Raw genomic sequence first — 24,620 nt, forward strand, 5'->3', positions numbered from 1 at the left:
CCAGTCAGTGATGCTGCTGACGCAGGCTCTCCGGCAGATAAGCCTGCGCCAGCGCATGATATATGCCCTCCGGCTGGATGAACTTCGATGTCCAGTTTGCGATCAGCGCTGCAGCCATCAGCGGTATGGCCATGGCGTGATCATTGGTCATTTCCAGCACGATGACGAATGAGGTGATGGGCGCCTGCACGACGCCGGTCAGATAGGACACCATGCCGATCAGGGCCAATGCACCCAGCGGCACCGAGTGAAACACCAGCGAAAGGTCTGAGCCTATGCCCGCGCCGATAGCGAGCGAGGGCGCGAAGAGCCCGCCCGGAATGCCGCTCAAAGCCGAAAAGACGGTGGCGACAAATTTCAGCGGGCCGAAAAGCAGATTGGCCGGGCCGGTGCCATGAATGATGTGGCGGGCCTCCTCGTATCCCGTACCGAAAACCGTCCCATGGCCGAAAATGCCGCAGATCGATACGCCAGCGCCGCAGGCAAAGGCGAAAAGAACCGGATTGGCTTTGATCCAGACTCCGGCCTTGCCCGGCACACCGCGCGACACGAACAGCAAAATACGGCTGAAGACCCCTCCCGCCGCACCGCCGAGCACGGCGCAGATCGGAACGACCATCCATGCGCGGCCCAGATTGAGAACATCCGGAGTGGTGCCGAAATAAGAATAATCGCCGACAAGCGCCATCGACGTCAAACCGGCCATGATGACCGTTGTGATGACAAGACCGCTGGTACGCGTCTCGAATGAACGGCTCATTTCCTCGATGCCGAAAACAATCCCGGCCAGCGGCGTGTTGAACGCCGCGGCGACACCCGCAGCCGCGCCCGCCAGCAGCAATCCGGGCTCGCGCGAGGGCGCGATTTTGCGCAGCACATACATGATGGAGGCGCCAACCTGCACCGTGGGGCCCTCGCGGCCTGTGGAAGCGCCAAACAAGAGGCCGAGCGACATGACAATGATCTTGCCCACGGCAATGCGCAGCGAGACCAGCGCCGACTGGGCCTCGCGGTCCTGAATGATCCGGGCCGCGATCACCTGCGGAATACCGCTGCCCTGCGAATTGGGAAAGAATGTGCGCGTCAGCCAGATCGCCAGCGCGAACCCGAACGGCGTTGCTGAAATGCCCGCCCAAGGATATTTGGCGTAAAATTCATGAAAGGTGGTCTGGGCGTGATCGGCAAGGTAGGCCATGGCAATGGCAGCGCCGCCGACTGTCAGCCCGCCCAGAACAAACAGGGCGCGCCGACGCCAGCGCTTGAGCACGATCATCGACATGCCGGAGAGATGAGCGAAATATCGAACCGCCTTCGACGCCACGAATTTTCTCCAGAAATGAGATTTGACGGAGCTATAAAGGGCTGACGGCAAAGTGCAAGCAGCCCGCGGAATTAAATCGAACGCGTGGCGCTGTTTCAGGCATCAATTGCCAATAGAGCGCGCGCGTTCACGCAATTGTGAACATGGAAGGCCGATTGCCGCGAGCCCGGCCGTGACGCCGCAGAGAACCCGGACGTCACGGTGCGCAAGGCTAACTCAGGAATGCATTGACTCGCCATGCTGCGACAGGTCGAGACCCTCGCGCTCGTCGTCCGGCGAAACACGCAGACCCGTCAGTGCATCGACAATTTTCAGCACGACAAAGGTTCCGATTACACACCAGACCAGCACTACGGCCACACCGAAAATCTGCAGGCCAAGCTGGTGCCAGTTGCCCTCTATGGCACCCGATATACCCTGCGGCTGGTCGGCGCTGGCGCTCACGGCGCCTGTGGCAAAAACACCTGCAAGGATGGTGCCCAGAATGCCGCCCACGCCATGCACGCCAAAGACGTCCAGCGAGTCGTCATATCGGAGCCGGTGCTTGAGCACAGTACAAAACCAGTAACAGACCGCACCGGCAATCAGGCCGATCACCACCCCGTGCCAGGGCAGCACATAGCCCGAGGCCGGCGTGATGGTGCCAAGGCCGGCAACCGCGCCAGATATGATGCCAAGAACCGAGGGCTTGCCGCGCTCCCACCACTCCAGAACGGTCCAGACCACCGCGCCGGAACACGCCGCCAGATGCGTGGCGACAATGGCAAAGACCGCGCGGGACCCGACACCAAGCGCCGAACCGCCGTTGAAGCCAAACCATCCGACCCAGAGCAACCCCGTCCCGATGACAGCCAGCGAGAGATCAAACGGGGCCAGATTTTCCTTGCCGAAGCCCTGCCGCACGCCCATCACCAGCGCCGCAACCAGACCGGCCACGCCCGCATTGATATGGACAACCGTTCCCCCGGCAAAATCGATCACGCCCATCGCACCCAGAAAACCACCGCCCCAGATCCAGTGCGCGCTCGGAACATAGACCACGAACAGCCACAAAGCCGAAAACAGCAGAAAAGACGAGAACTTCATCCGATCGGCGACCGCGCCGCCGACCAGCGCGCAGGTGATGACGGCAAAGGTCATCTGATAGGCCATGAACAGCAGTTCAGGGATCGTGGGGGCCAGCGAACTGACGCTCGTCATGCCGATGCCGCTCAGAAACAGGCGGTTCACATCGCCAAGCCATGCGCCGCTGCCCGAAAAGGTGAGGCTGTAGGCCGCTCCGAACCAGAGAAGCGACACCAGAGCCGTGGCGGCGGCACTCTGGGCCATGGTCGCGAGAATGTTCTTCTTGCGCACCATGCCGGAATAAAACAGGGCGAGGCCCGGCAGCGTCATCATCAGCACGAGCGCCGTCGCCATGATCATGAAGCCGGTATCGGCGGCGTCGAGTTTACCCGCTTCTGCGGCGCTGGCGGGCGTGGCCGGAAGCAAGGCGATCACGCCCCATGCGCAAGCCCGCAGGCTTTGTTTTTGTTTCATAACAATTTCCCGATTAATGTGGATCAGAGCGCTTCATCATCCGCTTCGCCGGTGCGGATACGCAGAGCGCGCTCCAGCGGCAGGACGAAAATCTTGCCGTCGCCAATCTGCCCGGTGCGCGCCGTATCGCGCAGGACATCGACGACATGGCTGGCGAGTTCATCCGGCACCGCCAGTTCAAGCCGGATCTTGGGCAGAAAATGCACCACATATTCCGCCCCGCGATAAATCTCGGTATGCCCCTTCTGGCGGCCATAGCCCCGCACTTCCGTAACTGTCATGCCATGCACACCAATGGCGTTCAGCGCATCGCGCACTTCTTCCAATTTGAAGGGTTTAATCACGGCAGTGATGAATTTCATGGCAAAACCTTATTCTTGCTGCATCACAATTCAGCGCTATCAGCCAAATTTGCCTAATTGGTAATCAAGATTCATGCCAAAGGCGGCGCATCGAGAGGCCTTGGCTTTTCAGGCGCTTTGAAGGCGTAAAAAATGCCGCAAGATAATCTGATTAAAAAATAATCATAATTTGCTCAAAAAATCAGCAATCTATTAAAATTTAGGCGTCATTGGAATTGTGCGGATCTATGTTTGCGCTTCCCCCGCACGCTGGCCTTTATGGTTTCCTATGGTAGACTGCTGCCCAGACGCTCACTCGTGAGGGCACCATGCAAGCATTGCGCTATTGGCCCGTTTTCTTGCTGCCGGCCTTCGCCTTCTCCCTGCCGCCAGAGGCGAATGCCGCCGACAGCGTGCGCGGGCAGCAATTGGCGGAACACTGGTGTGCGGAATGCCACATCACGTCCAAGGAACAAAAAAGCGGCAACACCCAGGCGCCAACATTTGCAGCAATTGCCGCAAAATTCACAGATGACGACAGCCTGAGCAATTTTCTTGCGCATTCTCATCCACGCATGCCGGACATGAACCTGTCGCGCGCCGAAATTGGCGATCTGGTAGCCTACATCCGCACCGCCGTTGAAGCGCGCTGAATTTTAGCCGAAGGCCTGAGAAAACCAGTCGGCTGCAAGGCTCGCAACCTCATCGATTGCGCCGGGCTCTTCGAACAAATGGGTTGCCCCCGCAACAATATGGAGCTTGGATTTCCTGTTAAGTCGCTCCAGCGCCTGCTTGTTCATGGAAATCACGGCAATGTCTTCGCCGCCGACAATCAAAAGCACGGGGGCAGCGACTTCGGCCAGATCTGACAGGGCCAGATCAGGCCGCCCGCCGCGTGAAACCACTGCCGCAACACTGTCGCCCTGATGCGCGGCGGCGATCAGAGCCGCCGCAGCGCCGGTGCTGGCGCCGAAATATCCAAGGCGCATCTCGTGGGACAGTACATTTTTCAAAGTCCATTCACCTATTTTTTCAAGACGTTCAGCCAACATTTTAATGTCAAATCGCAGCGCGCGTGTTCGCTCGTCGATAATTTCCTCGTCCCGCGTGAGCAAATCTATCAGCAATGTTCCAACGCCGCGCTCATTCAGGATTCTGGCGACGAAGCGATTGCGCGGGCTTAATCGGCTGCTGCCGCTGCCATGTGCAAAAACCACAACGCCGCGCGCTCCCTCCGGCACGGCAAGATCGCCGACAAGAGAAACCGAGCCAACAGGGAGAACGACTTTACCCTCATTCATCTTACGCTCCGCCGAAACCATCTGCCGGATTCAGAAGCCAGATGGATATGTCTCGTAGACTTCGCCCTTGTGCCAGCGCGGAGTTGTTTCCAACGGCCGCAGCGCCGTCGTCCGGTCGATGTGGATCATCGCGTCGAACTGGTCAGCCAGACGCGCAAAGAAGTAATGGCTGCGGCGCTCGGACTGCGGCAGATAAAGAACGCCGATCGCCCGCTGCAGACGCATCAGGTTGATATGCGTACGGAAAACACTGTCTTCCCGCAGGTTGAGCCAGAAATCCCCCAGATTCGTATCGTGAAAGAGGCCCTCGTAGCTCTCGTCCATGGCCGGAATGATGGTCTTGCATTCAGCGTCGCCATCCCAGCGCGAGGCAGCCGTCACATTCCCCCGGCTGGTTGAAAAACCGATCAGCCGGGTCTGGCGTGAACCAAATTGTTCACGCACCAGTTGCCCGATATTATGCTCGCCGGAATCGCCCATTTCCGTGGCGCGCGCATCTCCGACATGCGAATTATGCGCCCAGACGACAATTTTCGCCTCGCGTCCATGCACATCGCTCAGATGACCGGCAATGGCATTCAGGGTTTCAACCATATGGCTGTCGCGCAGGTTCCATGATGAAACCCGCCCGGCAAACATCGTGCGATAATATTCCTCGGCATCGACGGCGACCCGGGCATTCTGCTCCGCGCAAAAGAATTCCTCTCCGGCGGCAAAGCCGTCGCGCTTGATATAATCATGGGCGCTCTGGCGCAGCGCCGCCAGTTGGCGCACGACATCGCCTTCGCAGGACCTGATCGTGCCGGAAAAGCTGTTGAGCCCATATTGTTGCGGATTCTCAGCATAATAATGGTCAAAACAGCCATAGTGGTGCCTGGCCGCTTCTGCGCCAGCGGGATCTACCTTTTCGAGATAGGCGATAACCGCCTCGATCGAGGCGTGAAGGCTGTAAAGATCAAGCCCGTAAAAGCCCACCTTCTCCTGTGGCATAAGGCGGCCCTCGTTATGATCCTTCAGCCAGTCGAGAAATTCCACCATTGCATTGTTGCGCCACATCCAGGCGGGAAAGCGCTGAAAGCCACTCAAAGCAGCCCTGCTGTCAGCAATATTGGCCGAGCCGCGCACATATCGGTTGGCGCGGTAGCAATCTGGCCAATCGCCCTCAACCGCCACGGCATCGAAGCCGTGATGGGCGATCAGGTTGCGTGTAAGTTCGGCGCGGATCTTGTAAAAATCCTCGCTGCCGTGTGTCGACTCGCCGATCAGCACGAAGCGGGCGTCACCGATGAAATGCACCAGAGCCTCATAGTCATAAAGCCGGTGATGAAAGGGAATGGCCTTATCGATAATCTCACTCAGGAGATGCATCTGCAGTTTCATCGGCTGATCTCCAATGCTCGCCGGCATACAGAACCAGCACACCAACATTCATCCGGAAGGCTGTCCAAGACACTGAAAGCGTTGATGTTCCCGCGAACGGTCCCGGCCTGTTCTCGATGCTTGAGTGTACAACAAACGCATTCGCTGCACTTTGATATTGGTCAGGATCAGGCAAGGTGTTTCTCAGGGGCTAAAAATCATTTCCCTGCAATTGACGCGGCGCAAGGCGTATTTTCCTTGCTGCGCTATAAATGACCTGCGGATTTTTCCCGATCGGAGACAGGTCATGATAGAAGCTCCCACCCTCGCCATTTCGCCGGACAAAGTCTGCTATATCATCATCAAGGCGAGAGAATTTGACGCCAAGGACGGTGTGAGCGAGCCCAATCCCGGCTCGAACGCCAGCGACGACAATATGCGCGCGGTTCTTGAGGATCACGCCAATGATCCGGTACGTTTTGAGCTGACAAGCTGCATCGACACCCTGAACGAGGACGAGCAGATCGATCTTGTATCGCTGGCATGGCTTGGCCGCGGAGACGGCGCACTTGCCGACTGGGAAGCAATCCGCACAGAGGCCGCCCGTGCGCATAACAACAGAACTGCCGCTTATCTTCTGGGCATACCGCAACTCGCCGATTTTCTGGAAGAGGGTCTGGCGCAGTTCGACGTCACCTGCACGGATATGGAAACCGAGCATCTGTGAATGCGACAAAAGCAGATTGACGGATCCGGCGCTGCGCTTCAGGCGCTGCCGTCATCGGGAATGCTGGCCAGAATGGCAAGGACGTCGTCGTCTTCCAATTGACGGAAATCCCGGTAATAGCGACCCACGGCGTCGAAATCTGCCGGAGCCTCGAGACAGACAACCGCATCAACCTCGCCGCGCAGGGCTTCCAGTGTCGAAGCTGGCGCCACAGGCACCGCGAGCACCAGTTCCTTGGGTTCCTGCTGACGCACTGCTTGCAGCGCCACGCGCATGGTCGCGCCGGTTGCGATGCCGTCATCGACGACGATCACCACCCGTCCCTTCAGCCGCGCGGCGTGCCGCGAGCCCAGCAGGCGCAGTCGGCGGCGTTCGATTTCGGCCAGTTCGCTCTTGTAGACGGCATCGAACTCGGCTTTTGTGATCCCGCCGCGCGCTATGATGTTTTCGTTGCGCACGAGGCTCGGGGCCGCACCGTCCACCACAGCGCCCATGGCGAGTTCCGGATGCATGGGCATTCCAATCTTGCGCACGAGCAGCAGGTCAATCGGTGCATCCAGTCTGGCGCAGATCTCGGCAGCCACCGGAACGCCGCCACGCGGCAGTGCCAGCACGACCGGCCTTTTTTCCTTGTAGGACAAGAGAGCAGTTGCCAGTCTGCGTCCTGCATCAGCCCTGTTGACGAACGGCATGACATCACCTCGTCCGGCTTTCCGCTCAGGAGGAGCGCGGATTCCTATTTTGCAAGACTTGCACCAAATCCGCCGCCTTAGCCATGATCTTCATCAAATGAAGGGGCTGACGTCGTGACGCTATTGGCTTCCAGACGGTTGGGCATTCTGATCGGTCAGCCAGAGGATAGATCACCCTCAAGCGTTAACAATTTGCCGGGAATTTGATCCATTGCAATGATGGAGCTGCTTACGCAGCGTTAAGTGGTTGCGATACAGAACCATAATCATTTAATTCAAGACTTATAAAGCCATGACCCTGCGAAATATCTTTCCTTCGATATGTATCGCCCTTCTGATGGCGATTTCGCACGCCCATGCGCAAAAGCTCGACGAGCGCGTAAAATGCGAAGGCTATGCGCAGGCGACCTACAGGGATTATATGGACCACCAGCGCCAGCATCTGCGCGCGGACGCAATCGATCTCAGTGGAAAATACACGGCAAAATACAATGCCAGGGACCGGATATGCTATATGCGCATCGAGGTGGCGATCACCTATTTCAACGACGAAACAATGTGGGTGTCCACACGAAAGGTGGTTCTCAACGCTGTCGATCTGACCATGTATGGCGAATTTCTCGGCTTTATCGGCTATAATAAGGCGGAAGGGTCGGACGATCCCGACACAAAGACCGCCACTGTGGAATGCTGGGTCGGCGACGAGAAAAACACCTCGGACGATTGCGGGCGCGAAGAAAGTTCTGCACAGGTTTTCGACCGGCGCACCGAGGGTTATTTCCGTTCGGACGAGCCGCAATCCTGAACGCAAATTTAGCAACGAATTATGTAACCGCTCTGTCTGGTCCGCTCGCCTCTCCGGGCAGGCGGCGGTCAGAGCGCCAGAATTTGGCGTGAGTTACGTCCGAGCCACGATATATTCAGCGCCCGGAACTGCGTGCAGAAAACCATTGGAAAACGGCGTTTCTGTGTAGATTTCTCCCAGCGACCCGTTTGCGGCACCAGCCTCACGCCTGCCGTCGATGACATCCCGGAAAAGCGCAGCGACCTTCACCATATCGCAACTGTGCGGCGAAAGGCGCAGCGCACCCGCGCCAGCGGCCTTGAGTGCGCTTATGTCGCCAATAAGACTGGCGCATGTATGCGAGAGTGTCTGAACCCCGTTGATGGAAAGAAATCCCGAGCCATCCAGCGTCTTGACGGCGAGCCCGTCGGGGTCCTTCTCACAGACAAACTGGCAATTGTCTTTCGAGAGTTTGTGAATGCGCGCATGATAACAGCGGCCTGATATGGCGAGCGGCACCTTGCCGAAAGCAAAAACTTCCGTCACGACGTCCGGCACTGCGGCCGCGATGGTCGCCACCGAGTCAATCGGCAATTCCGGCGGCAGGCAGATGCGTCTGGCGCCGCGTGCTGCGAAATATGCGGCCGTGTCCTCATTGTAAACATTGACGAACGGGCCGATGCTGTGCGGACGTCCGATCAGAGGTTGAAGACAGGAGAGATCGTTAACCTCGACCATCAGGTCGTCGCCCGCAGCCAGTTCCGCCATCTGCCGGCGCTCGCGTGGCAGGGAGACAAGCAGCAGCGAAGCGGCGATCACCTGCTTTCCTGCCGCCTGCAGCCGATCGATGACGGCAGGCAGATGTTCGGCGAAGAAGGGCGAGCGTTTGGAGCAGACCACCTCCCCGACCACGACAACATCAACCGGAGCTTCATCGGCGATGCGGAAATAAAAGTCCCGCCAGATATCGGCCCGCCAATTATAGAGAACTGGGCCTAATGTAAGCTGCATGGAGATTATCCTTCGCGAGGCGCAATTAAATCAGCGCCATTTCTTTTGATAAGCGCCGACCGTCGTGCTCTGCCCCTCGCTCATGGCGGCAAGCTGCCGTGTATCCACAGGAAGGCCTGAGTCCAGCGCACCCAGCGCCTGACGGAAAGAGCGGACAACATTCTCGATATAGGCGCGGCTGCGCTGTCGCCCTTCTATCTTGAGAGCGGTGACACCGGCATCGCGCAGCGCAGGCAGCAGAGTTGCAGCGTCAAGGCTGACAGGGTCCTCGAATATATATCCGTCGCCCAGAGCCGTCGAAAACCTTCCCTTGCACAATGTGGGATAGGCAGCCGCATCGCCCGCCCCGAAAATATTGATGGTGAATGCGCCAAGACGGGAGACCATCCTGCCGTGTTCCTCGCGATAGCTGACATGGCTCGCGGGTGAGCAGACGCCCTGCATATTGGGCGATTTTCCAGTTGCATAGGAAGACAAAGAGCAACGCCCCTCTGCCATCACGCACAGACCGCCAAAAATGAAGACCTCGGTTTCGCAGTCGGTTTCACGGGTGATGGCCGCAATCTCCGGCACGCTCAGCACGCGCGGCAGAACTACGCGCCGCGCCCCGAAAGCCTCGGCATAAAAGCGAATGGCATCGGCATTTGCCGCCGCCGCCTGCACCGAAACATGCAGCCGCTGGCCGGGATGACGTCGCGCAGCATAGGCGAGCAGGCCGACATCCGCCAGAATCAGCGCATCCGCACCCGCCTCGACAGCATCGTCGACGGCCCGGTGCCAGATATCCATCGCACCGGCCCGCGGAAATGTATTGATCGCCACGAGAACCTTGACCCCGCGGCCATGCGCAAAGGCAATGGACGATCCCAGTTCCTCACGCGAGAAATTCAGGCCCGGAAAGTTGCGGGCATTGGTTTCATCGCGAAAACCGCAATAGACTGCATCCGCGCCGGCCTCGACCGCGACTCTGAGGGCCGCCGGCGTACCGGCTGGGCAAATCAGCTCCATGAAAGCTCCTCGCGTTTGACCGGCTCCTCATGCGCCGCAGGCTGCGGCAACCACCCGCGCAGCACGCGTTCCACCGGCGTATTTGCTAATCCGAAATCGCCGAGCACTTCGCCGATAAGATCGATCTGCGCGTCATCGATGGCATTGCGCAACGCGAGCAGCGCTTCCACGTCGCCCTCGATACGCAGATCGCGCGAGAAAAACAGGGCGTCCCCGTCGAAATCACCGCCGACAAGACCGACAAGACCCGCGATGGGGCCGGAAATATGGACATCAATTTGCTCAGGCACCTGCCTTACCGCCATAAGGCTGGCCCGGCGCGGCCTGGGCTCAAGTATGAAGGCAAACGGCAGGTCGGTCGGGCTGATGCCAAAGCGCTTGTGCGCATAGGTGCCAAGGCGGTCAAACAGCCCCGGATGACGCGCGCAAATGCGGGAAAGCGTAAATGCCAGCAGAGGCTGCAAGGGCAGCAAAGGCAAGGGACGTATCGCAAGGCTGACCAGCGGCGGGACTTTGGCAATGGAAGATTTGGGCGAGGACATTCAAATAACCTCCGCGCTTGGGTTAGCCGGTCGGACAGGAACGCTCATTGCGCTAGATCAAAGACGGCAAAGAAGGCACGAGAGAAAGATGCGCCCTGCCGAGGAACTTCCATTGCTGCGCCGCGACCTTCCGCCATTCAGAAATCTCAATGACTTCGTCATGCATCTTGAAGGTGCCGGGCAGTTGCTGCGCATCCGTGAACCCGTATCCGTCGTGCACGACATCACGGAAATTCATCGCCGCATCCTCAGAGACGAAGGACCGGCGCTGCTGTTCGAGCGTCCGGTAAAGGCAGACGGCACACCTTCGCACATTCCTCTGCTGACCAATCTGTTCGGTACGGTTGAGCGCGTGGCCTGGGGCATGGGCATCCAGCCCGGCGCCATTTCCGCACTCGGCGAGGCTCTGGCGGAATTGCGCCAGCCGCGTCCCCCGAAGGGTCTGAGCGATGCCTGGAGCAAACTGCCTCTGGCAAAGGCCGTGATTTCCATGCGTCCGAAACTGCAGAGTGCCGCGCCGGCGCAAAGACAGGTTTTCACGGGAGCCGGCATCGACCTTGCGTCCCTGCCGATACAGGTGCCCTGGCCGGGCGAACCGGCGCCGCTCATCACCTGGCCGCTGGTCATAACCCGTCCGCCGGAAAATTCGCCGGACGGAGAGGATAATATCGGCGTCTATCGCATTCAGGTTCTGGGGAAAGATCGCGTCATCATCCGCTGGCTGGCCCATCGCGGAGGCGCAAAACACCATCATCAGTGGACATCGCTCGGCAGGGATATGCCTGTGGCTATTGTCATAGGCGCGGATCCCGCAACCATACTGGCCGCAGTGCTGCCGCTGCCTGAGAGTGTCTCCGAGCTGAAATTTTCCGGAATCCTGCGCGGCGAGCGGCCAAATGTGGTCAATTGCGTGAGTGTGCCCCTGACCGTGCCCGCCGAAGCGGAGATCGTCATCGAGGGCATGGTTTCCGCCACGCAAACAGCGCCTGAGGGGCCATATGGCGACCATACGGGCTATTACAATTCGGTTGAGAATTTTCCCGTCATGAACGTGACCGCCATTACCATGCGGTCAAAGCCAATCTACCTCTCCACATTCACCGCCCGCCCGCCCGACGAGCCCTCGCGCATCGGCGAAGCGCTGAATGAGCTCTTCCTGCCTCTGGCGCGGCGGCAATTTCCGGAAATCGTCGATCTCTGGCTGCCGCCCGAGGCATGTTCCTACCGGATCGCCGTTGCCTCCATTGCCAAAAGATATCCCGGTCAGGCGCGCCGCCTGATGATGGGGTTATGGTCGCTCCTGCCCCAGCTCACTTACACCAAGCTCCTGATCATCGTCGATGCAGACATCGATGTGCGCGACTGGACTGATGTTATGTGGGCGGTTTCGACGCGCTCGGACAGTTCGCGCGATCTTGTGAGAATCGACGATACGCCGATTGATTATCTTGACTTTGCCTCGCCGAAGCCGGGCCTCGGCGGCAAACTCGGCATCGACGCCACCAACAAGATAGGCCCCGAGACGGACCGCGCATGGGGCGAAGTGCTGGCGATGGACGCGGCCACCATTGCGCGCGTGGATGCGCTCTGGCCAAGACTCGGCCTGCCTGCTGCAAAGGCCGCGAAGCGGGGTGAGAGATGATGCATACCGACCGTGTTGTCATTGGCTTCAGCGGCGCATCGGGCGCAGCTCTTGGTGTGCGTATCGTGGAACTTCTGGCCGCGACGCGAACCTGCGACATCCATCTCATTGTCTCGGCTGCCGCCGAGCGCACATTAACCGAGGAAGTCGGCGTCGGCGCGCTGGATCACGTGCGCCGTCTGGCTGGCCATTGTCATTCGTTCACCGATATCGGCGCCAGCATCGCCAGCGGATCGTTCCGCACCAGCGGCATGATCGTCGCGCCCTGCTCTATCCGCACATTGACCGCCGTTGCCGACAGCCATGTCGACAACCTGCTGGTGCGGGCCGCCGACGTGCATCTCAAGGAGCGCCGCAGGCTGGTGCTGGCCGTGCGGGAAAGCCCGCTGCATCTCGGGCATCTGCGCGCCATGGCCCGCGCCTCCGAGATCGGCGCAATCATTGCGCCGCCCATGCCCGCCTTCTATCTCAAGCCGGGATCGATCGACGAGATGATCGACCACATGGCCCGGCGGATCATCAATCTGCTCGATCTGAAGGCGGGGCCCCTGCCCTCGCGCGAATGGACCGGCACTGCCGTCCGGGATTGAGCGGATGAAATTGAACATCGCGCGCAGCATGTCTTTCCGGATCTTTTATCCGCTTGCCGCTGTTGACGCGATTTATGGGGTGACCCCATGGCTTGACGCCGGATCGGCGTTTTCTCCGGCGCGATGGGCCAGCCTGCCGCCCGCGGTCTGGCACCGGCAGGAACTTCTCTTCGGAGCCGTTCCGGCCAGCATGGCGGGCTATCTCCTGACGGCGCTGCCAAGATGGACAGGGCGTCCTCCGCTGAAGATCGACGCGCTGCTCGCGCTGGCCGCCTTGTGGTTGAGCGGGCGGATCGCCCATTCGGCCCTGCCCGGCCCCGCCTGGGCGCTGGCTGCCACTTTTGTAGCCGCTCTGGCGCTGATTACGGCCTCGGCGGTGATCCGGGCGCGGGACAGCCGCAACCTGCAATTTGTCGCCATACTTGGCATCCTGACCTTCGCGATCGCAGTCGCGGGGAAACAGCCCCTGACGATGCAGGGCGAGGTCTGGAGCAGAATGGCGCTCGCCGCGGTGATTGCCTTTGTCATGACAGTCGGCGGCCGCGTCATTCCCAGTCTGACATTGAGTTATCTCTCGCGCTCAGATGAAGCTGATATTCAAAATTCACGGGATTGGATCGACCATACAACTGTGGCAATAGCCAGCGTTGCGCTGGTGGTGTGGAGCATGTTCCCCGATTCGGTCCCCGCCTTCGCCGCCTGCGCGCTCGCGGCCCTCGCACAGGCTGTCCGCCTGCTGCAATGGCGCTTCTGGCGTATCGCCGCAAAGGTGGAAATCATGATTCTCCATGCAGGCTATGCCGGCATTCCGCTCGGTTTTGCGCTGATGGCGCTGCGCGGACCCTATCCCGGCTTTTTAAACATGGGCGCGGCCATCCATGTCTGGACAATACTCACGGTTGGCTTGATGTGTCTGGGCGTCATGTCGAGCATGATAAGAAAACATTCGGGCATGGCCTTCACATCGTCAAAGCCGCAGATCGCCGCCTGCCTTTGCCTGCTTCTGGCAGCATTGGCCCGTCTGTCGGCCGAAGCCGCACCAGACCAGAGATTGGGGCTGCTGACGCTGGCTTCGACGCTCTGGATTTTGGGATACGCACTTTTCATTCTCGCTTTTTCCCGCGTCTGGCTGAACCGGCAGCCTTAGAAACCGGCCGCCGCGAAAAGTCTTTGCGCTAGCGCAAGGTCAGGCCGGGCCTTTGCGGCTAGATTTCAGCCGCATTCTGGAGGGGCAAATTTCCAAGACTCTGGAAGACATCAACATTTCAAGAACCAAATCATTAAAAAGAAAGAAAATATCATGAAATTTCCGATCAGAAGCGCTGGCGCACTCCTGGCGTCGGTCTTGCTGGCGGGCGTCAGTCTGGCGGCCAGCCGAGAAGAAAACATCAATGATCCCGTTATCGGCGAAGAGAACGCGGTCATAACCGACGCGCCGGAGGTTCCCCCGGCAATTCACCGCGATCACGCCACCAAAGTCGTGATCCGTCTCGAAATCAAAGAAGTGGAAGGGCGGCTGGCTGACGGCGTAAATTACACATTCTGGACGTTCGGCGGCAAGGTGCCGGGCAAGTTCATCCGCGTGCGCGAAGGCGATCTGGTGGAGATGCATCTTGAAAACCATCCGGCCAACAAGATGCCGCATAATATCGACCTTCACGCCGTCAACGGTCCCGGCGGCGGGGCCGCAGCCTCGCTCACCGCACCGGGGCATACATCGGTCTTTTCATTCAAGGCCATCAATCCGGGGCTCTATGTCTATCATTGCGCCACCGCGCCTGTGGCGATGCACGTGGCCAACGGCATGTACGGTCTCATCCTCGTCGAACCGAAGGAAGGCCTGCCGAAGGTTGACCACGAATATTATGTGATGCAGAGCGATTTCTACACCAAAGGCACGAATGGCGAGCAGGGCCTTCAGCCGTTCAGCATGGTCAAGGCCATCGACGAGAAGCCCGAATATGTCGTGTTCAACGGTGCTGTCGGCTCGACGGTCGGCGATCATGCGCTCACCGCAAAAACCGGTGAAACCGTGCGCCTGTTTGTGGGTGACGGCGGCCCTAACCTGACCTCGTCCTTCCATGTTATCGGTCAGATCTTCGACACCGTTTACGCCGAAGGGAATATGAGCGGGCCGGTACACAATGTGCAGACCACCATGATTCCGGCGGGTGGCGCAGTGATTACCGAATTCAAGCTCAGTGTGCCGGGCACGTTCATCATCGTCGATCATTCGCTGACCCGCGCCTTCAACCGCGGCGCGCTGGCCCAGCTCAAGGTCGCAGGTGAAGAGAACAAGCTGATCTATTCCGGAAAAATGAGCGACGAGGTCTATCTGCCTGAAGGCGCTGGCATCCGCGTGGCTGATCAGCCTTCCAAGCCCGCGCCCGCCGCCAAAGACAAGGCCGAGCGCATCAAGCAGGGCGAAGGCATATTCGCAAACAACTGCGCCGCATGTCATCAGGCCAATGGCGAAGGCGTGCCGGATGCATTTCCGCCGCTGGCCAAATCCGACTACCTCAACAGCGACAAGATCCGCGCCATCAAAACCATCACCGGCGGCCTGGAAGGCAAGCTCAAGGTCAATGGCCATGAATTCAACGGCGTCATGCCAGCTTGGGATCTGCCGGACGAGGATATTGCCAATGTGATGACCTATATCTACAGCAAATGGGACAATGCCGGTCTCGATGTGCTGCCAGCCGAGGTCAAGGCCAGCCGCGTCAAGCCTGAATAGGATTTTGACGATGCGGTATGCGCTCCTTCTGGCGCTTGTAGGCATGGCCGGGGGGTTAACCCCGGCCAGCGCCGCTCCCGGCGAAGCCGATGTTGCCTTTCAAGCTTCCGGCATGGCTCGGGTCCCTGCGGGTCTGTTCGCGCCCTTCTTTCAACCCAATCCCGGCAAAGGCAAGGCACCTGGCACGGCGAAGCCCGTGCGCGTCGATGCTTTCCGCATGGATACAACGCCGGTCACCAACGCCCAGTTTCTTGCTTTCACGCAGACCCACGCACAATGGCGCAGGTCGCAGGTGAAAAGACTGTTTGCGGAGGCGCATTATCTTCAAAGCTGGACCTCGGATGAAGATTTCGGCGGCCAGAGCGCTGCCCGCAAACCTGTGACCAATATTTCGTGGTTTGCCGCGCAAGCCTATTGCAAGGCGCGGGGTAAGAGCCTGCCGACAACCGATCAATGGGAATATGCGCTGGCCGACGGGGGCCGGAACCGCGACGAGATCAACGCGCGTGCGCTCGATTGGTTCGGCGCGCCCAACCCCGCCGTGCTGGCCGATGTCGGCCAGACGGAGGCAAACAGTTACGGCATCCGGGACCTTGTCGGTCTCGTCTGGGAGTGGACACTGGATTTCGACAGCTTCATGACCGGCACCGAACAACGCAACACCGATAGCAAGGACAGCGCCCAGTTTTGTGGCAATGGCAGTACGGGCGTCCGCGATGCCACCGATTATCCGGGCTTCATGCGCTATGCCCTGCGCACCAGCCTCAAGGCCGCCTATACAACCGACAATGTCGGTTTCCGCTGTGTTGGAGAAGATCATGAATAAAGCATCTCGCCGGACAAGCAGGATTCTGGCCTGCGCGCTCATCGGCTGCGCATTGGCGGGTGCGGTTCTGCCTGCCGCCGCCCATGACATGAAACATGAGATGGCACCGGCAACGGCGCCGATATCAGGTGATTCGCTCTATAATCTGGATTCGAAATGGACCAGCGAAGACGGCAAGACAATCGCGCTCGGCGATCTGCGCGGACGTATGATCGTCTTGGCCATGGCCTATACCAGTTGCAAGGATATGTGCCCGGCTATTGTCGCCGACATGCTCTGGATCGAGGGCAGCGCCAGCAGGCAGGGAATGGAAGATGTAAAATTCCTCTTCGTTTCGCTTGACCCGGACATCGACACACCGGCCCATCTCAAGGATTATGCGCGCGAGCACGGCCTTGACCCCGCGCGCTGGACGCTGCTCAGCGGCGCCAAGGGCGATATCCGCGAACTGGCTGCGGCGCTCGGCTTGCGCTATCGCCGCAACGAGGACGGCAGCTTCGATCATTCCAATCTCATCACCCTGCTGGACAGGCAGGGCCGTATCGCCTTTCAGCAGGCGGGAACGCAGGCCAATTCAGCCGAATTCGTCAAGAAATTACGGATGGAAGCAGCCATGCAGCCCTGACGCGCGCAAAATGTGCAGCAAAGGCGCCGGACGCGGCCTTTCATTCCGGCTTGCTGTCAGCCAGTTGCGCCAGCCTTGCCGGCGCGCGAATGACGATCCGCTGACGGCCGCCGCCAATCAGCCCCTCGGCCTCCCATGCGCTCAAAATCCGGCTGACGGAAAAAAGCGTCGTGCCGGTCATTTCAGCAAGATCCTGCCGCGTGATGGGAAAATCAATCTCGGTTCCGGCATCGATCTGCCGGCCCGCCTGACGGATCAGCCTGAGCAATGTGCGGGCGACGCGCTGTTCGACAGCCTCGCTGGTCAGTTCGGTCATGCGCGCCTGCGCATCGGAAAGGCGGCTGCCCATTTCCACCATGACATGGCTGACGAGTTGCGGAAAACGCCCCACAAGTTCAGCCCATGACGACGACGGCCAGACCAGCGCCAGACTCTCCACCACCGCCCTCGCCGTAGCGGGGTAGCTGTCGCGGCTCATCTGCACGGCAAGACCGAACATCTCGCCGGGGTTGATATAACGCAGCACCACCCTGTTGCCGTCGGCATTGAGCTTCGAGACCTGAAGATGGCCGTTCAGAAGCAGAAAGAACGAGGTGGCGTCCTCGCCCTGAACAAAAACATTGTCGCCCTTGGCGTAGCGGGCGGCGCGGGCAAGCAAGAGAACGGAATCGACGTCGGCGTCCTTCCATTCATCGAATATGCCGAGACCTGCAACAATGGAGCGATCAAGATTGGCCATGCACTATATTTCACCTTTCCGGCCACCTTGATAGCGAATCCGGCAACGTTTGGCGACTGCCAAAGCATCAGCGATTTCCTTGCCGATTATTGCGGCACAGCAAAGAGGGGCGAGCGGCAGCGCACTAATGTCGGCCGACTGATTTCAACGGTTCGAGGACATTAAAAATGACTATCCCGCAGAAAAGACAGACGGCCGCCAAGGCTGGGCTGCTGCCGCGCACGCCTATGCCCCGGCTCCGGCCCTATCAGGGCATGGCGCTCTTCTCCTATGGATTCAGGCCGTTCTTTTTCCTCGGCTCCCTGTTTGCGGCGCTGGCGATCATCCTCTGGCTGCCGCTCTATTTCGGCGATCTTAGCCTGCCCACGGCCTTTGCGCCCCGCGACTGGCATGTTCACGAGATGCTCTATGGCTTCTTCCCGGCAATCATCACCGGATTTCTGCTGACCGCAATTCCCAACTGGACGGGACGCCTGCCGCTGAACGGACTGCCGCTTGTCGGGCTGACTATGCTCTGGCTGGCCGGACGCATGGCCATGGCCACTTCCGCTTACATTGGCGCAATACCCGCCGCCCTTGTCGATCTCGCATTCATGGCCACGCTGATCGGCGTCGTCCTGCGCGAACTCGTTCACGCGAAAAATACCCACAATCTCAAGGTTGCGGCAATTTTGGCCGTGCTCTGGCTGGGCAATCTCACGTTCCAGATCGAGGCGCTCCGTTTTGGCGAAGCGCAATATGGCATCCGTATCGGGCTGGCGGCGACAATAGTGCTGATCATGCTGATCGGCGGACGCATCATCCCCAGTTTCACCCGCAACTGGCTGGCCCGGGAGAACCCCGGCGCACTGCCCGCCGCCTTCGGCAGGATGGATATGGCTGCTCTTGCGGTTTCGGTTCCCGCCCTGCTCGGCTGGATCGTTCTGCCTTCCACGCTCGTGACGGGAGCGCTGCTGTTCATCGCCGGTGTGCTGCAATCCGTTCGGCTGGCGCGCTGGCGGGGCGACAGGACAATCAGGGCTCGTCTCGTTCTGGTGCTGCACGTGGCCTATGGTTTTGTTCCTGTCGGATTTTTTCTTGGCGCGGCGGCCAGCTTCGGCCTGCTGCCGCCCTCGGTAGGCATACACGCCTGGGCCATCGGCGCGGCGGCGCTGATGATCATGGCGGTGATGTCGCGCGCCAGCCTTGGCCATACCGGCCGCGCACTGGTTGCGAGCCCTGCCGTGCAGGCGGTCTATGCGTTGCTGGTGATTGCCGCTCTTCTGCGGATCTGCGCGGCATTGCGGCCGGAGTGGAGCATGCGCCTGCTCGAACTGGCCGCAACATCTTGGGTTGCCGGATTCCTCGCCTTCAGCATAGCCTACTGGCGTGTCCTCACAGGACCTTCGCTCAGACGCTGATGCCCGGGTGAATCAACGTCTTCGCAAATTGGCGATTGACAAATCCGGATAAAAATAGGAAGCTACTGATATGTCGCATCCTACCCTTGATTTTAAACGTGCCTATCTTGCCCTGCGCCGCGCGCTGGAGCACACGGTCAAGCCGTTCAAATTCACGGGGGGGCAATTCGACGTGCTCCAGTTATTACTGCATCACGACGGGCTGGAGCATCGCGAACTTCAGCGGCGGCTGGCCATAGCATCGCCGACGCTGACCAATATTCTCGATGTTCTGGAACGCGAGGGGCATATCGTCCGCAGGTCGGACAGTACCGACGGACGGATCAAAACTATCCACATGTCGGCCCACGCGCGTCAGCTTTGCGCTTCAAAGGAATTCTGCGATGCCGGCGATGCCTTGGTGGCGCAGATGTTCCGGGGCTTTACGGATGAAGAACGCAAAATATTCATGCGATCATTAAGCCGGATCGAGAAGAATCTGGACGAAATTTAGAATAAATCTTTATCTACGCCTATTTCTTAGCTTCATATCTATAATAGTAGGAAGCTACTGATATCTTACTTTATTCGTTTCATTAGCAAGCTACCGGAGTTTCAGATGAATATACTCACCTATACCTTGCAGATTTTCGCCGGAACAAGCACGCTGCTTCTGGGGCTGGCGATCCTTCTCCCGCCGAGGGCAATCAAAGCACTGCGGAGCAGTTCGGGCGCGGCTTCATGGGCGCGCGGCATTGCGGCGACACTTTCCGGATTTGCCGGACTGGGTCTTCTTACTGCCGTCTTCGTTCCGTTTCTGGCATTTTTTGTCGCAAGCCTCTCTGTCTTTATCGCTATCGCGGTCCTCATAACCTTGACCATCCGCGGCCCTGCCCGATATTGGCCGGTTCCTGCGACGATTGTCGCTGCATCGATCGGCGTCGCTCTTTGCCAGCCTCTCGGTTTAAAGGTTCTCAGCCTGCCAAAGGCCGACAGCCTGCCCTATCAGCCCATCCCGGCGCGCGTCATCAAAACCTATGACGAGGGCGTCTGGTTCGAGAGCGTGCGCGCCGGTGCGGACGGCACGCTTTATCTCGCGGCCAACCGCGATCTGGATTTCTCAGTCAGTGATTATTACCGGAACGCCCGCGGACAAGTGATCGCGCGCAGTTCGGACGGTTCCGAGCGCGTGATCCTGAACCTGCCAAAGGGATCGACGGCCGGCGCTTTCGCAATTGCGGCCGATGGAACCATCTACATGGCCAGCAATGGCCGCACTCCGGGCATCTGGAGTATTCTGCCGGACGGCGAGGCCAAGTTCATGACGCAACTCCCGCCCGGTGCCTGGCCGAACGGGCTGGATTTCGGCCCGGACGGCATGCTCTATTCGTCGGATAGCGCGCTGGGGCTGATCTGGCGGGTTGATCCGCGTACGGGGCAGGCCGAGCATGTCATCGAGAACAAAATCCTCTCCGCGCGTCCTTTCATCGCCCTCGCTCCGGGCGCGAACGGCCTCCGGTTTCATGATCGCGACATGTTCGTAACCGTTTCGGACTCGACGTCAGTCCTGAAGTTCTCGCTTGAATCCGACGGACGCTTCGATCCTCCGGCTATCGTCGGAACTGGCATTCCGGGTGACGATTTCGCCATTGGCAAGGATGGATCGCTCTTCATCACCACGCATCCCTACAACACATTGGTGCGGATCGCGCCTGACGGCACAAGGACAATTGTCGCCGACGCAAGGCAGCACATCATAGGCGCAACGGATGCGGCATTCGGACGTAGCGAACACGATCAAGGCACGCTTTATGTGGTCACGGACGGCGGCGCCTTTACCGGCGGCCCGCATACGCGCGGTGAACTGATTGCGCTCACGCCCTACGCTCAGCCGTGAACCGACCACGTCCGGCCATCATCCGCGCCGGACGTGTTCACCTGAATTCGCAGCAAGACACAAACCATCCGGCTGACGTTCACAGATCCTGATTCTGCGGCAGAATGACAAGATCACGAATGGCGACATGCGCCGGACGGGTCAGCATGAAGAGCAGAGCCTCGGCGACATCTTCAGACCGGAGTCCCTTGTGCTCGCTGACGAGGCGGTCGATTTCCTTTGGATCAGTGATGCCCCAGAGTTCGTTCAACACCATGCCGGGAGCAAGCGAGCCAATCCTGACGTTATGCGGCGCAACCTGACGGCGTACACCGTGCGTGAACGATTGCACGGCGTGTTTGGTGGCAGAATAGACCGGCTCCCAGTGGATAGCCTGATGACCGGAAATTGAAGAAGTGATGACGATATCGCCGGATTTCCGACTGATCATGCCGAGCAACGCGGCGCGCACCAACCGGAAAACCGCATTCACATTGAGTTCGATCATCCGGTCCCACGCGTCGGCGTTACCCTCCGCGACATTGCCGGAAATATAAGAGCCCGCATTGGCAAAAAGAATATCAATCTGGCCGAACGCACGTTCAGTCCGGGCGATCACCGATTCGACATCGGCGGGCTTGGTCAGGTCCGCCGGAATGATGAGCGTTTCCGTGCCAAGTTCGCGCGAAAGAGCCGCAAGCTTCTCGGCAGAGCGTGCAACAAGAACGAGTTTTGCGCCATTGGATGCAAATAAACGAGCGGCGGCCCGGCCAATACCCGAACTGGCGCCGGTGATGATCATCACCTTGCCAGAAATTGCTTCAGCCATGATGTTTCCCCACTTCCCGGCGCCAGAGACGGACATAATGGCCTATCTGTGCATCATTGACGATATGGGTCAACCGGCCCCGGAACAGGAAGTCCGGTTATCCGCTGGCTGCCAAAAAGCTGCTTTTGCCGCTGCCCGGCCAACTACGCTCATTGATGCGGATCGTGCCCCAGCGCGAGCATCAAATGATGCTGCTGATGATGCATGCCTTGCGCGAGCACGCCAATAAAGCCGAGTCCGTGCAATTTATTGACGTCTTTTGCCGGTGGAATCACGGTCAGAACTGCCCCGGTATCCGTTTCTTTTGCTGTAAACTGCCAGCGGTCGACACCGTTCATCGTCGCAGCATGGGCGAGCACCATGCGCTGAATCGAATCCTTTACCGGGCCGACGCCGGAGACGACAAACCGCATTCCGCCTTCGACAGGTTCGCTTTTCACGTCTGCACGCAGGGTGACATTGTCCATATCAATGAGATGCTGCCGCAGGGCTTCGATATTGACTTTGCTCCAGTCCGTTTTTGGATCGGCTTCCAATATCCCGACAATTTCCTGAATCGCGGCAAAAGCGCTCTGGCCGGACTCAGTGGGCAGCGTGGCTGGCATCGCCATCATGTGGTGATGTTGCATGGTCTGGGCAAAGGCCTGCAGAGGAAAAAGCAGAGCCATGATCAAGGCGATGCGCAGCATTGAAATGTCCTGTTAAGTTAAACCTGCAGCAGCTTTAATCACCCGCGCACTATTTGCAAAGCAAGATTCCGGAACCCGGATTTCACACTATTGCGATCGTCTCATATTCAATGCAGGACCGGCTCACGCATGTGTGTCGGCGGATTTTGCAACGTCCGCGTCGGCCAGCGCGCCGAACATGCTCCGGGTCAGGCCGGTTATGACCCCGGGCAACCGATCGGCATCTATTGATATATTTTTCAAGCCACCGTCGACCAGAAGCTCTGCCAGCCCATGCACGGTTGCCCAGGCGTGAAGCACATACGGCTCTGGATCGCCCTTCGGAGCAACGCCTGAATTTTGACATTCGCAAACGGCGTCACGCAATAATTGAAAGGCGCGCTCGCCCGATCTTGAGAGCGCAAGATCTGCCCGGTCGTGCACGTCGCCGCGAAACATCACTTTAAAATGTCCCGGATGAGACAAGGCAAACAGTACATAAGCGCGCCCAAGCGCCTCCAATCTGGCGCCGGCGTCTCCTGTCTCAGAGCTGAGGTGGCGCAGCATGGCGGATTCGAGCCTCTCGAAGCCTTCTCTGGCAATAGTTGAAAGCAAAGCCGAACGATCCGCAAAATGATGATAGGGCGCGCCGGATGACACCCCTGCCCGCTTTGCCAGCTCTCTGAGGTTGAGATGGCCGACACCGTGCTCTTCGACAACCTTCAGGCTGACATCGATGAGCGTCCGCTTCAGATCGCCGTGATGATAACTGAGCTTCTTGTTCATTCTCTTACCGTTTATCAGGCCGGTTACAAAAGTTCCCTACCGCGGAGGCCTGAGCATTTTTGCGCTGCTGTTTGCAACCAGACGTCTTGGCGCAAAGCGGACAGAATTGGCCATAAGCCAATTTTTGAATCCCGCTATACGGGTTGGCGCCGTTCCGCGAAGAGCCTTGAGCGCCTGCCCGGCCACGTAATCAGCAGAAACGCTTTGCGAGAAAACAGATGTTTCACGCACTGATTCATTCCCGAGCTTATCAATAAACGGAGTATCCACAGGTCCGGGACAGAGCGCGACAACATGCACGCCCCGCCCCCGATATTCAGCCCACAGCGCTTCGCTGAAGCTGAGCACAAACGCCTTGCTCGCTGCATAAACGGCCAGATAGGGACCGGGCTGGAAAGCCGCAACTGACGCCAGATTCAGCACCCACCCCGCACCGCGCTCAAGCATGCCGGGAATAAAGGCATGAGCGAGACTGACCAGCGCCGAAATATTGACGGCAATCTCATTCTGCTCCGCTTCAGGTGAGAGCGTCTCAAACGGGCCATATGTCCCAAAACCCGCATTGTTCACCAGAATATCGATAGAAATTTTTCTGGAATCGAGTTCCTGCAGCAAATTGCGGCCGCAATCCGGCTGCGCCAGATCGAGCGCCACAACGGTTGAACATATGCCGTGCTGCGTCGTCAGGTCATCGGCAAGCCGCATGAGAACTGCTTGCGAACGCGCAACCAGAACCAGATTGACACCTTCGGCGGCAAGCCTGCGGGCGATGGCTAGTCCTATGCCCGAAGAGGCCCCGGTTACCAGCGCGGTCTTGTTTTTCAGATTATCCATGATCAGTACCGCATGCCGATTTTGAGGGTGGTCAGGTCATTCCCGTTGAAGGTGAAAGAAGCTTCCCTGAATCGGGGCGGCGAGAGAAGCGGGCGTTCATTGTTTGAGGCCATATAGCCCTCCTGCGGTATGCCCAACAGGTTTTTGTCCAACTTCTTATTTCCATTCTCATCATGCAGGACGATCACGGCATAAGTCCCCGGAGCGACATTTTTGAATTCGCAGACAGCGCGATCTGCATCGATGCCGACATGCAAAACTCTGTAAGCTCTGCTTGTATCTTCAGGAAATCCATCGGCAGAATCAAATAACAAGCACTCGATATCTCCAGAAGTATTACGAATATCCGATATATTGACGCGTATATTTTTACTAGCATCATTTGCCATAACACGATCAGGCGCTGCAGAAACGAGCGCAAGACTTAAAGCCAGAACATGTCTATTCATGATTTTATTTCTCGT

At 58.7% G+C, this 24,620-nt stretch carries 27 protein-coding genes; 12 read left to right on the forward strand and 15 right to left on the reverse strand.

What is annotated here, in order from left to right:
* Positions 1–4: 4 nt before the first annotated feature.
* From AC0N03_RS12165 to AC0N03_RS12175, 3 genes are all read right to left on the reverse strand, one after another.
* Positions 5–1,279, reverse strand: a complete 1,275-nt coding sequence (locus AC0N03_RS12165; protein WP_474289142.1) for a chloride channel protein — start codon at positions 1,277–1,279, stop codon at positions 5–7.
* A gap of 258 nt (positions 1,280–1,537) precedes the next feature.
* Positions 1,538–2,860 (reverse strand): ammonium transporter, encoded by a 1,323-nt coding sequence (locus AC0N03_RS12170; protein ID WP_474289068.1) that lies wholly within the window; start codon positions 2,858–2,860, stop codon positions 1,538–1,540.
* 23 nt (positions 2,861–2,883) lie between these two features.
* Positions 2,884–3,222, reverse strand: a complete 339-nt coding sequence (locus AC0N03_RS12175; RefSeq protein WP_474289069.1) for a P-II family nitrogen regulator — start codon at positions 3,220–3,222, stop codon at positions 2,884–2,886.
* 338 nt (positions 3,223–3,560) lie between these two features.
* Here AC0N03_RS12175 and AC0N03_RS12180 point away from each other — a divergent pair, with 338 nt between their 5' ends.
* Positions 3,561–3,854, forward strand: coding sequence for a c-type cytochrome (locus AC0N03_RS12180; RefSeq protein ID WP_474289070.1), 294 nt, complete (start codon positions 3,561–3,563; stop codon positions 3,852–3,854).
* Between the two features lie 3 nt (positions 3,855–3,857).
* On the opposite strand, the gene AC0N03_RS12185 is transcribed toward AC0N03_RS12180, so the two are convergent.
* Both AC0N03_RS12185 and AC0N03_RS12190 read right to left on the reverse strand, forming a co-directional pair.
* The gene (locus AC0N03_RS12185; RefSeq protein WP_474289071.1) at positions 3,858–4,502 is read right to left on the reverse strand and encodes a dienelactone hydrolase family protein; all 645 of its coding nucleotides are present in this window, start codon (positions 4,500–4,502) and stop codon (positions 3,858–3,860) included.
* A 30-nt stretch (positions 4,503–4,532) separates the two neighbouring features.
* Positions 4,533–5,882, reverse strand: coding sequence for an erythromycin esterase family protein (locus AC0N03_RS12190; RefSeq protein ID WP_474289072.1), 1,350 nt, complete (start codon positions 5,880–5,882; stop codon positions 4,533–4,535).
* A gap of 286 nt (positions 5,883–6,168) precedes the next feature.
* Here AC0N03_RS12190 and AC0N03_RS12195 point away from each other — a divergent pair, with 286 nt between their 5' ends.
* Positions 6,169–6,588 carry a DUF3775 domain-containing protein gene (locus tag AC0N03_RS12195; protein WP_474289073.1) on the forward strand — a complete coding sequence of 140 codons (420 nt, stop codon included), beginning with the start codon at positions 6,169–6,171 and terminating at the stop codon, positions 6,586–6,588.
* Between the two features lie 38 nt (positions 6,589–6,626).
* Here AC0N03_RS12195 and AC0N03_RS12200 read toward each other — a convergent pair whose 3' ends face one another.
* Entirely contained in the window at positions 6,627–7,280 is a 654-nt protein-coding gene (locus tag AC0N03_RS12200; protein WP_474289074.1) for a phosphoribosyltransferase, read from the reverse strand.
* A 292-nt stretch (positions 7,281–7,572) separates the two neighbouring features.
* Between AC0N03_RS12200 and AC0N03_RS12205 the strand changes: the two genes are divergently transcribed.
* On the forward strand, positions 7,573–8,085 hold the full coding sequence (locus AC0N03_RS12205; RefSeq protein ID WP_474289075.1) for a hypothetical protein: 513 nt from the start codon (positions 7,573–7,575) through the stop codon (positions 8,083–8,085).
* A 93-nt stretch (positions 8,086–8,178) separates the two neighbouring features.
* Here AC0N03_RS12205 and ubiV read toward each other — a convergent pair whose 3' ends face one another.
* Genes ubiV through ubiT form a run of 3 tightly spaced genes read right to left on the reverse strand, consistent with a single transcriptional unit; the run spans position 8,179 to position 10,625 of the window.
* A complete protein-coding gene (gene ubiV / locus AC0N03_RS12210) occupies positions 8,179–9,075 on the reverse strand; it encodes a ubiquinone anaerobic biosynthesis protein UbiV (RefSeq protein WP_474289076.1) in 897 nt (298 codons plus the stop codon).
* Between the two features lie 30 nt (positions 9,076–9,105).
* Positions 9,106–10,083, reverse strand: a complete 978-nt coding sequence (gene ubiU / locus AC0N03_RS12215) for a ubiquinone anaerobic biosynthesis protein UbiU (protein ID WP_474289077.1) — start codon at positions 10,081–10,083, stop codon at positions 9,106–9,108.
* A complete protein-coding gene (gene ubiT / locus AC0N03_RS12220; protein ID WP_474289078.1) occupies positions 10,074–10,625 on the reverse strand; it encodes a ubiquinone anaerobic biosynthesis accessory factor UbiT in 552 nt (183 codons plus the stop codon). The genes ubiU and ubiT overlap by 10 nt, the downstream gene beginning before the upstream one ends.
* 112 nt (positions 10,626–10,737) lie before the next feature.
* On the opposite strand from ubiT, the gene AC0N03_RS12225 reads away from it, so the two are divergent.
* The 6 genes from AC0N03_RS12225 to AC0N03_RS12250 all read left to right on the forward strand — a co-directional run bounded on the left by AC0N03_RS12225 (position 10,738) and on the right by AC0N03_RS12250 (position 17,045).
* Positions 10,738–12,267, forward strand: coding sequence for a UbiD family decarboxylase (locus AC0N03_RS12225; protein ID WP_474289143.1), 1,530 nt, complete (start codon positions 10,738–10,740; stop codon positions 12,265–12,267).
* On the forward strand, positions 12,264–12,857 hold the full coding sequence (locus tag AC0N03_RS12230; protein WP_474289079.1) for a UbiX family flavin prenyltransferase: 594 nt from the start codon (positions 12,264–12,266) through the stop codon (positions 12,855–12,857). The genes AC0N03_RS12225 and AC0N03_RS12230 overlap by 4 nt, the downstream gene beginning before the upstream one ends.
* A gap of 4 nt (positions 12,858–12,861) precedes the next feature.
* Positions 12,862–14,004 (forward strand): NnrS family protein, encoded by a 1,143-nt coding sequence (locus AC0N03_RS12235; protein ID WP_474289080.1) that lies wholly within the window; start codon positions 12,862–12,864, stop codon positions 14,002–14,004.
* Positions 14,005–14,157: 153 nt separating this feature from the next.
* Positions 14,158–15,594, forward strand: a complete 1,437-nt coding sequence (nirK, locus tag AC0N03_RS12240) for a copper-containing nitrite reductase (RefSeq protein WP_474289081.1) — start codon at positions 14,158–14,160, stop codon at positions 15,592–15,594.
* A 10-nt stretch (positions 15,595–15,604) separates the two neighbouring features.
* Positions 15,605–16,420, forward strand: a complete 816-nt coding sequence (locus AC0N03_RS12245; protein WP_474289082.1) for a formylglycine-generating enzyme family protein — start codon at positions 15,605–15,607, stop codon at positions 16,418–16,420.
* Positions 16,413–17,045 carry an SCO family protein gene (locus AC0N03_RS12250; protein ID WP_474289083.1) on the forward strand — a complete coding sequence of 211 codons (633 nt, stop codon included), beginning with the start codon at positions 16,413–16,415 and terminating at the stop codon, positions 17,043–17,045. Before AC0N03_RS12245 ends, AC0N03_RS12250 begins: the two co-directional genes overlap by 8 nt.
* 40 nt (positions 17,046–17,085) lie before the next feature.
* Here AC0N03_RS12250 and AC0N03_RS12255 read toward each other — a convergent pair whose 3' ends face one another.
* The gene (locus tag AC0N03_RS12255) at positions 17,086–17,784 is read right to left on the reverse strand and encodes a Crp/Fnr family transcriptional regulator (protein WP_474289084.1); all 699 of its coding nucleotides are present in this window, start codon (positions 17,782–17,784) and stop codon (positions 17,086–17,088) included.
* A 167-nt stretch (positions 17,785–17,951) separates the two neighbouring features.
* Here AC0N03_RS12255 and AC0N03_RS12260 point away from each other — a divergent pair, with 167 nt between their 5' ends.
* The 3 genes from AC0N03_RS12260 (at position 17,952) to AC0N03_RS12270 (ending at position 21,060) form a co-directional block, all read left to right on the forward strand.
* Complete coding sequence (locus AC0N03_RS12260; protein WP_474289085.1) at positions 17,952–19,184, forward strand: NnrS family protein; 1,233 nt, start codon at positions 17,952–17,954, stop codon at positions 19,182–19,184.
* Positions 19,185–19,254: 70 nt separating this feature from the next.
* A complete protein-coding gene (locus AC0N03_RS12265; protein WP_474289086.1) occupies positions 19,255–19,677 on the forward strand; it encodes a MarR family winged helix-turn-helix transcriptional regulator in 423 nt (140 codons plus the stop codon).
* Positions 19,678–19,782: 105 nt separating this feature from the next.
* Positions 19,783–21,060, forward strand: coding sequence for an SMP-30/gluconolactonase/LRE family protein (locus AC0N03_RS12270; protein ID WP_474289087.1), 1,278 nt, complete (start codon positions 19,783–19,785; stop codon positions 21,058–21,060).
* 79 nt (positions 21,061–21,139) lie between these two features.
* Here AC0N03_RS12270 and AC0N03_RS12275 read toward each other — a convergent pair whose 3' ends face one another.
* The 5 genes from AC0N03_RS12275 to AC0N03_RS12295 form a co-directional block, all read right to left on the reverse strand.
* Positions 21,140–21,868: an SDR family oxidoreductase gene (locus AC0N03_RS12275; protein ID WP_474289088.1), complete on the reverse strand. Its 729-nt coding sequence runs from the start codon at positions 21,866–21,868 to the stop codon at positions 21,140–21,142.
* 149 nt (positions 21,869–22,017) lie between these two features.
* Positions 22,018–22,557, reverse strand: a complete 540-nt coding sequence (locus AC0N03_RS12280; protein ID WP_474289089.1) for a hypothetical protein — start codon at positions 22,555–22,557, stop codon at positions 22,018–22,020.
* Positions 22,558–22,680: 123 nt separating this feature from the next.
* Complete coding sequence (locus AC0N03_RS12285; RefSeq protein WP_474289090.1) at positions 22,681–23,322, reverse strand: TetR/AcrR family transcriptional regulator; 642 nt, start codon at positions 23,320–23,322, stop codon at positions 22,681–22,683.
* Positions 23,323–23,358: 36 nt separating this feature from the next.
* Complete coding sequence (locus AC0N03_RS12290) at positions 23,359–24,156, reverse strand: SDR family NAD(P)-dependent oxidoreductase (protein WP_474289091.1); 798 nt, start codon at positions 24,154–24,156, stop codon at positions 23,359–23,361.
* A gap of 2 nt (positions 24,157–24,158) precedes the next feature.
* Entirely contained in the window at positions 24,159–24,605 is a 447-nt protein-coding gene (locus tag AC0N03_RS12295; protein ID WP_474289092.1) for a DUF2141 domain-containing protein, read from the reverse strand.
* Between the last annotated feature and the right edge of the window lie 15 nt (positions 24,606–24,620).

It is taken from the genome of Methylocystis sp. sgz306128 (assembly GCF_056032725.1).

Coding starts and splice junctions, on each gene's coding strand:
- nirK (WP_474289081.1), top strand. CDS start 14,158: ATGAAATTTCCGATCAGAAGCGCTGGCGCACTCCTGGCGTCGGTCTTG.
- AC0N03_RS12275 (WP_474289088.1), bottom strand. CDS start 21,868: ATGGCTGAAGCAATTTCTGGCAAGGTGATGATCATCACCGGCGCCAGT.
- AC0N03_RS12270 (WP_474289087.1), top strand. CDS start 19,783: ATGAATATACTCACCTATACCTTGCAGATTTTCGCCGGAACAAGCACG.
- AC0N03_RS12290 (WP_474289091.1), bottom strand. CDS start 24,156: ATGGATAATCTGAAAAACAAGACCGCGCTGGTAACCGGGGCCTCTTCG.
- AC0N03_RS12235 (WP_474289080.1), top strand. CDS start 12,862: ATGAAATTGAACATCGCGCGCAGCATGTCTTTCCGGATCTTTTATCCG.
- AC0N03_RS12245 (WP_474289082.1), top strand. CDS start 15,605: ATGCGGTATGCGCTCCTTCTGGCGCTTGTAGGCATGGCCGGGGGGTTA.
- AC0N03_RS12295 (WP_474289092.1), bottom strand. CDS start 24,605: ATGAATAGACATGTTCTGGCTTTAAGTCTTGCGCTCGTTTCTGCAGCG.
- ubiT (WP_474289078.1), bottom strand. CDS start 10,625: ATGTCCTCGCCCAAATCTTCCATTGCCAAAGTCCCGCCGCTGGTCAGC.
- AC0N03_RS12265 (WP_474289086.1), top strand. CDS start 19,255: ATGTCGCATCCTACCCTTGATTTTAAACGTGCCTATCTTGCCCTGCGC.
- AC0N03_RS12255 (WP_474289084.1), bottom strand. CDS start 17,784: ATGGCCAATCTTGATCGCTCCATTGTTGCAGGTCTCGGCATATTCGAT.
- AC0N03_RS12285 (WP_474289090.1), bottom strand. CDS start 23,322: ATGAACAAGAAGCTCAGTTATCATCACGGCGATCTGAAGCGGACGCTC.
- AC0N03_RS12195 (WP_474289073.1), top strand. CDS start 6,169: ATGATAGAAGCTCCCACCCTCGCCATTTCGCCGGACAAAGTCTGCTAT.
- ubiU (WP_474289077.1), bottom strand. CDS start 10,083: ATGGAGCTGATTTGCCCAGCCGGTACGCCGGCGGCCCTCAGAGTCGCG.
- AC0N03_RS12250 (WP_474289083.1), top strand. CDS start 16,413: ATGAATAAAGCATCTCGCCGGACAAGCAGGATTCTGGCCTGCGCGCTC.
- AC0N03_RS12185 (WP_474289071.1), bottom strand. CDS start 4,502: ATGAATGAGGGTAAAGTCGTTCTCCCTGTTGGCTCGGTTTCTCTTGTC.
- AC0N03_RS12200 (WP_474289074.1), bottom strand. CDS start 7,280: ATGCCGTTCGTCAACAGGGCTGATGCAGGACGCAGACTGGCAACTGCT.
- AC0N03_RS12260 (WP_474289085.1), top strand. CDS start 17,952: ATGACTATCCCGCAGAAAAGACAGACGGCCGCCAAGGCTGGGCTGCTG.
- AC0N03_RS12165 (WP_474289142.1), bottom strand. CDS start 1,279: ATGTCGATGATCGTGCTCAAGCGCTGGCGTCGGCGCGCCCTGTTTGTT.
- AC0N03_RS12230 (WP_474289079.1), top strand. CDS start 12,264: ATGATGCATACCGACCGTGTTGTCATTGGCTTCAGCGGCGCATCGGGC.
- AC0N03_RS12175 (WP_474289069.1), bottom strand. CDS start 3,222: ATGAAATTCATCACTGCCGTGATTAAACCCTTCAAATTGGAAGAAGTG.
- AC0N03_RS12170 (WP_474289068.1), bottom strand. CDS start 2,860: ATGAAACAAAAACAAAGCCTGCGGGCTTGCGCATGGGGCGTGATCGCC.
- AC0N03_RS12280 (WP_474289089.1), bottom strand. CDS start 22,557: ATGCTGCGCATCGCCTTGATCATGGCTCTGCTTTTTCCTCTGCAGGCC.
- AC0N03_RS12190 (WP_474289072.1), bottom strand. CDS start 5,882: ATGAAACTGCAGATGCATCTCCTGAGTGAGATTATCGATAAGGCCATT.
- ubiV (WP_474289076.1), bottom strand. CDS start 9,075: ATGCAGCTTACATTAGGCCCAGTTCTCTATAATTGGCGGGCCGATATC.
- AC0N03_RS12205 (WP_474289075.1), top strand. CDS start 7,573: ATGACCCTGCGAAATATCTTTCCTTCGATATGTATCGCCCTTCTGATG.